This window comes from Mesorhizobium sp. M1322, from assembly GCF_040318085.1.
Taxonomy (GTDB): domain Bacteria; phylum Pseudomonadota; class Alphaproteobacteria; order Rhizobiales; family Rhizobiaceae; genus Mesorhizobium.
Map to the genome: position 1 here is coordinate 1 of NZ_JAMYLP010000167.1, position 5,360 is coordinate 5,360.

The 5,360-nt window shown below is 61.4% G+C and carries 5 protein-coding genes, 2 tRNA genes and 2 pseudogenes; 7 read left to right on the plus strand and 2 right to left on the minus strand.

The window, feature by feature from the left end; genetic code table 11:
• A pseudogene (locus tag NKH12_RS29790) lies at positions 1-81 on the plus strand (IS5/IS1182 family transposase); the annotation flags it as partial.
• Positions 82-335 (plus strand): annotated as a pseudogene (locus NKH12_RS29795) (type II toxin-antitoxin system Phd/YefM family antitoxin).
• Here the strand turns inward: NKH12_RS29795 and NKH12_RS29800 are convergent.
• Positions 302-1,282, minus strand: a complete 981-nt coding sequence (locus NKH12_RS29800) for a GlxA family transcriptional regulator (RefSeq protein WP_352956385.1) — start codon at positions 1,280-1,282, stop codon at positions 302-304. The pseudogene NKH12_RS29795 and the gene NKH12_RS29800 overlap by 34 nt on opposite strands.
• A gap of 111 nt (positions 1,283-1,393) precedes the next feature.
• Between NKH12_RS29800 and NKH12_RS29805 the strand changes: the two genes are divergently transcribed.
• Positions 1,394-2,221: an alpha/beta fold hydrolase gene (locus NKH12_RS29805; RefSeq protein ID WP_352956386.1), complete on the plus strand. Its 828-nt coding sequence runs from the start codon at positions 1,394-1,396 to the stop codon at positions 2,219-2,221.
• A 130-nt stretch (positions 2,222-2,351) separates the two neighbouring features.
• On the opposite strand, the gene NKH12_RS29810 is transcribed toward NKH12_RS29805, so the two are convergent.
• Positions 2,352-2,428 (minus strand) — tRNA-Pro (locus NKH12_RS29810).
• 357 nt (positions 2,429-2,785) lie between these two features.
• Between NKH12_RS29810 and NKH12_RS29815 the strand changes: the two genes are divergently transcribed.
• The 4 genes from NKH12_RS29815 to NKH12_RS29830 all read left to right on the plus strand — a co-directional run bounded on the left by NKH12_RS29815 (position 2,786) and on the right by NKH12_RS29830 (position 5,183).
• Complete coding sequence (locus NKH12_RS29815; RefSeq protein ID WP_027152615.1) at positions 2,786-3,091, plus strand: ETC complex I subunit; 306 nt, start codon at positions 2,786-2,788, stop codon at positions 3,089-3,091.
• A gap of 57 nt (positions 3,092-3,148) precedes the next feature.
• Positions 3,149-3,225, plus strand: a tRNA-Arg gene (locus NKH12_RS29820).
• A 1,336-nt stretch (positions 3,226-4,561) separates the two neighbouring features.
• Positions 4,562-4,846 (plus strand): DUF982 domain-containing protein, encoded by a 285-nt coding sequence (locus NKH12_RS29825; RefSeq protein ID WP_352956387.1) that lies wholly within the window; start codon positions 4,562-4,564, stop codon positions 4,844-4,846.
• Between the two features lie 127 nt (positions 4,847-4,973).
• Complete coding sequence (locus tag NKH12_RS29830) at positions 4,974-5,183, plus strand: hypothetical protein (RefSeq protein WP_352956388.1); 210 nt, start codon at positions 4,974-4,976, stop codon at positions 5,181-5,183.
• The last annotated feature ends 177 nt before the right edge of the window (positions 5,184-5,360 follow it).

Below are 5,360 nucleotides of genomic sequence, written 5' to 3' on the forward strand. Positions count from 1 at the left end.
GTCGCAACCCGCTTCGAGAAAACCGCCCGCAATTACCGCGCCGTTGTCACTCTCGCGGCTATTGTCCTATGGTTGCGGTAACTGTCCACACGGCCCAAGGGACAACTGACCGAATTCGTGCGTCGTGCCGCGGCAGGTGACGAAATCATTTTGACCCGCCACGGTCATGCGGCCGTGCGCCTGGTTCCGGTCAAGGCAGTGCCGGACAGGAAGAGCCGCCGCGCATTGCTGGCGGCGATGCGCGCATCCGGCGCCGCGAGGGCGAAGGCCGGGCATCTGCCGCGCGAAGCCAGGATTTCCTCTACGGCGATGATGGCCTGAAGCGCCTGCGGTAATCGCCGGGCACCAGGCCGGTTATCCTGGCGAACACTTTGCGGAAGGAGCCGGGATCGTCATAGCCGACATCCCAGGCGATCTGGTCGATGGATCGGGTCGTCGCTTCCAGCATCTCACGCGCCTTACCGACGCGCAGGTGCTGGCAGTATTCGGTCGGCTTGAGGCCGGTGGCGTTGCGAAAGCGGCGCAAAAAAGTCCGCTCCTCCAAGGCCGCATGCTCCGCCATGGTGGCAAGCGTCACATCGCGCGCGCCTCTCGCCTGGAGCCAGTGCTGCACCTTGAGGATGGCCTCGTCGCCATGGCTCAGCCTGGGAGCAAAGGGGCTATAGAAGCGTTGCTCGCGCCCCGGCGGGTCCACCAGCATGAAGCGGGCGGTCTCTATCATCACGGTCGGCCCGAGCACCCGGTCGACGAGCTTCAGGCCGAGATCGGTCCAGGCCATGTAGCCGCCGGCGGTGATGATGTCGCCATCATCGATGACGAGCTTGTCGGCATCCAGCGCGATATCGGGGAAGCGCATCCCCAGCGCGTCGCGATAGGCCCAGTGCGTGGTCGCCGCACGACCCGACAGCAGGCCGGTCTCGGCCAGCACGAAGGCGCCGGCGCAGACCGAGCCGAGCGTCGCGCCCGCCGCATGGCGGGCCCTGAGCCAGTCGGCATAGGGCGCGGCCGCCTCGCGCGGAATCGGATCACCCAGCGTCGGAGGCAAGATGACCATGGCAGGTCCATGGCCAGGGCCGGGCTCGCTGTCGAAGGTGGGGATGACCGTTCGGCTCGCCTCTTGCCACTGCCAATGGGTGACGCGAAGCCTCAGCGCATCCGGCGACCGTTCGGCAGCCAGTCGGTTGGCCAACTGAAAGAGATCGGTGAGGCCCAACACTGCCGCTTCCTGAACGCCGGGATACACCACAAGCCCGATTTCGACCGGATCACGTGCCGCAATCATCTGTCAGTTTGCCTTGTTCAATGTCTGTTTTGCCAATCCTCACCATGACTCCGTCGCGATAGCTTTGTCCACAGAAGGAACGAACCTTCGCCTGCATCAAGGAGTAAGACTATGAGCACAACCACCACCAAGGACGGAACCGAGATTTTCTATAAGGATTGGGGCACAGGCCGGCCAATCGTTTTCCATCACGGCTGGCCGCTGAGCGCCGATGACTGGGACAACCAGATGCTGTTCTTCCTCGACAAGGGCTATCGCGTGATCGCGCATGACCGGCGCGGGCACGGTCGCTCGACACAGACGGCGACCGGTAACGAGATGGACACCTATGCCGCCGATGTCGCGGCTCTGGTCGCTCACCTTGATCTCAGGAACGCCGTCCATATCGGCCACTCGACCGGCGGCGGCGAGGTGGCGCGTTACGTTGCCCGCTACGGTGGCGAGGGACGCGTCGCCAAGGCGGTGCTGATCGGCGCGGTGCCGCCGATTATGCTCAAGACCGACAGCAACCCCGGCGGCCTGCCGATCGAGGTCTTCGACGGCTATCGTGCCGCTTTGGTCGCCAACCGCGCCCAGTTCTACAGGGATGTGCCGGCTGGCCCGTTCTACGGCTTCAATCGCGAGGGCGCCAAGGTCTCGCAAGGGGCTGTCGACAATTGGTGGCGCCAGGGCATGATGGGCGGGGCCAAGGCCCACTATGACTGCATCGAGGCTTTTTCCGAGACCGACTTCACTGAGGACCTGAAGAAGCTAGACGTGCCTGTCCTGATCATGCACGGCGATGACGACCAGATCGTGCCGATCGCCGACTCCGCTCTGCTTGCAGCCAAGCTGGTGAGGCACGGCACGCTCAAGGTCTATAGGGGCCTTCCGCACGGCATGTGCACCACCCACCCGGAGATCATCAATCCGGATCTCCTGGCGTTCATCCAAAGCTGACGCTTCGAAGCCTCAGGCGGGCACGCTCGGAAATCCGGGCTGCCCGTCGATCGCCTGGGTGCTTCATTCGTCGCAGATGCTGTCCGGCGCAGGTGCGCCGGCAGCATGGCGATGATTTCCGCTGAATGGATGGTCGGAGTGGAGAGATTCGAACTCCCGACCCTCTGGTCCCAAACCAGATGCGCTACCAGGCTGCGCTACACTCCGAGTCCTTGGCGGCGTATAGGGTTCCGTGCTTGGCTGTGCAACCCCTTAAAAGACGAAAACGGAACAAACGGCAGGTCCGGGCCGAGAGCGGAGCGGAAAATGCCAGCCCGCGCAACGGCAGCGCCCCACCCCAGGAACCCAGGTTGCTGTCCACTCAGACCTTCACCAAGGCTGCCGTCGCATACGTGAAAGCGACGCCGACCGCGAGCCCACCCATGACCTCGCACGATCATCGTCGGTGGCCCGCCGTGCCGAAGGGGTACGGCAGGCATCGGGCCTTGCCGCAGGCGTCATTGCGCAGTAATGACGGGAATACAGCGGCGGGTGCCGCCGCTTGCACGTAGTAATGAGGTGTCCATGTCCGCGCGCATTTTCAGCCCAGCCAAAACCGCGATGCAGTCCGGCAAAGCCAAGACCGGCCACTGGGTGCTGGAATTCGATCCCGAGATGCGCAAGAAAATCGATCCGCTGATGGGCTACACCACATCGGGTGACATGCGGAGCCAGATCAGGCTCACCTTCGACACAAGGGAAGAGGCGGTGGCCTATGCGGAGAAAGAGGGGCTGGCCTACCGTGTCGAGGAGCCGAAGGAATCCAAGCGCCGCCAGATTTCCTATGCGGAGAATTTCCGCTATGACCGAAGGACGCCCTGGACGCATTGACCGGCAAATGCCGGGCGCCCAGCGCATAATTCAGCCGGCCCTTGGCGTCGGCCCAGCGGTCCCGTAGCTCAGCTGGATAGAGCACCGGCCTTCTAAGCCGATGGTCACAGGTTCGAATCCTGTCGGGATCGCCAGTATTTTCATGTCCGACCCGGAGACATAGGTAACAGTTTCGGCCTCATTGGGATCGAGGCGGGCTGCGGGAACCCAAGGGGTCGCGGGGGGTTCGCGCGTGCCTGATCCAGTTGTAGATCAGGCGATTACCGCGGTCCTGACACGGCGTACCACGGGGACACTGTCTCGATCAGAGCGGCATTGAACCAAATTCGGCAGGCTGCGCCTGATTTGGCAGCATCCAACGACGAGCGAGCCAGTTATCCTCGCCTTCTACCAGATGTTGGTGGCCCCTCATTCCACGAAATCACTTGTTGATCTTTCCCCGAAATGTGCCGCTCCCTCACACGGACACGCGGTAACCTTCGACCTCCACGAATAATGCTGTGACACTCTTTCGTAGCTCGAAGTTTCTAGCAACGTTTTGACCTCCTCATGGAACCGTTTAGCCACCAAAGAGTTGCGTCTGAAACTAGGCGGACCATTATGGCAACCCGAGATAGGGACCGTGGCTTTCGAGAGTTGATCGGTTCGGACGACAATCGTCGGAAGCTACGCAAACGATTAAGTCTGGAAGGCGATCAAACTCTGCCACCGAGGCTTGTCGCATTAGCTGTGAAGCTTCAGGAGGAGCTTGAGCGGCGGGAGCAAGTGTTGGCTGACGACAACCACCGGCTGCCCTAAGTTCCTCCCATAGTGTCTCTTTAGGTGACCGTGATGGCAAAGCGTGACAGGGCCGTTGCATAAGTCCCTTGCCGAGGCCGTTCGGGAGTTGATCGGTACCGAAGACAATCGTCATCACGTAAATAAGCTGTTTGGGCTTGAACGTCGAAGCAGAACTGCCGCCCAACCCTCGCTTCATTGCTTGAGGCGATCGGTAAGGCCAGTCGCGACGAAATCCCATAGCTGCTCTAGGTTCCCTCACGGCCTTGGTTTCACCCTCCGGTCAACATTGAGACCGACCGACCCGACCCACCCCGCGCTCGGTAACCGCTTGATCGCCCCGTTGCGCTTTAGGTGCGGCGGCTTTTGTTCCATATGGAACAACACTGGCACGCCCAAGACGTTCGCCTCCTGCAGCAATATTTCCTTGTGCAAATAGGAATGCTGCGAGATCGGATTGTCCCCTCCGATCAGCCCGCGTCCTTCCCCTCCGTGGGCGCGGGCTTCTTCATTCATGGAACGAAAAGATCAAGGCTCGTCAGACGTGCAGCCCCTGCGCGTTGGCACGGAGCAAGGCGTGTTCAGCCTCGATCGCGCCGGGCAACGGCGCTCTGAATTCACGATGATGCACGTTCATGCAACCACCGCCATATCTTTGCGTTTATCCGCCTTTAATCCTGTGGAGCGACCAAAATGACGGCGTTCATCCCGATTACAATCTACCTGAATCACAGGCCGATGGTGGTCGCGTCGATAGCCGACGCTGCGAAAGCGCTTCAGCAACCATGGCCATCCATGGACAAGCCGTCCCGACTTGAAGCAATCCGAATGATCGAGGAATGCCTGGCCGGACATTGCAGCCACCAAGCTGCGTTCGCCGCTTTCGAGGCGGCTGCAACCGAACAGGGACTTCGTAAGCAGAAGCCTCCAAGCGAAGGCCTCAAGAAATTCGATGGGGTTGCTGAAGATCTGATGTGAGATCGTGCTCGCCGCTCGCAGATCTTCCGCGAGGACGCATCTCCGTCTGCGATTCTGCAACAGGGTGCGGTTTTTTGGTGTATAATAGTGCTGCACGAACAAAATCTCTGGGCGAAGGGGGTTTGTCATGCCGCTTCGTGGAAGAGCAGAGGATTCGGGTGTTTTCAACCCGTCCGAGCTGGCGCTACTTGGCCGCGTGTTCAATCGTTTGAAGATTGACGGCCAATCGGAACAACAGCGCGAGTCGCTCGCGTCCCGAATTATTGCCAATTACATGGCGGGAGTGGTGGACGAGGAAGAACTTCTGGCGGCTTCGAAACAAGCGCTGGGGCGGTAGGCCGGGTAAAGCAAGCTAACCGAGTTGACCCCTTCCAACCGCCGGTTGGTAGACGCGACGCAGCCGGCGCGCGTAGGATTTCCTACGATCCGGGCACCGCCCGCGCCCCCCCCCCCCCCCGGCGGGGGGCGCGGCGGGGTCCGGGCCGCGGCGCCCTCGAGGGGGGGGGGTTGTTGT

What these genes read in the sequence shown, in the direction of transcription:
- NKH12_RS29800 (WP_352956385.1), bottom strand. Translation starts at nt 1,282, where the DNA reads ATGATTGCGGCACGTGATCCGGTCGAAATCGGGCTTGTGGTGTATCCC.
- NKH12_RS29805 (WP_352956386.1), top strand. Translation starts at nt 1,394, where the DNA reads ATGAGCACAACCACCACCAAGGACGGAACCGAGATTTTCTATAAGGAT.
- NKH12_RS29815 (WP_027152615.1), top strand. Translation starts at nt 2,786, where the DNA reads ATGTCCGCGCGCATTTTCAGCCCAGCCAAAACCGCGATGCAGTCCGGC.
- NKH12_RS29825 (WP_352956387.1), top strand. Translation starts at nt 4,562, where the DNA reads ATGACGGCGTTCATCCCGATTACAATCTACCTGAATCACAGGCCGATG.
- NKH12_RS29830 (WP_352956388.1), top strand. Translation starts at nt 4,974, where the DNA reads ATGCCGCTTCGTGGAAGAGCAGAGGATTCGGGTGTTTTCAACCCGTCC.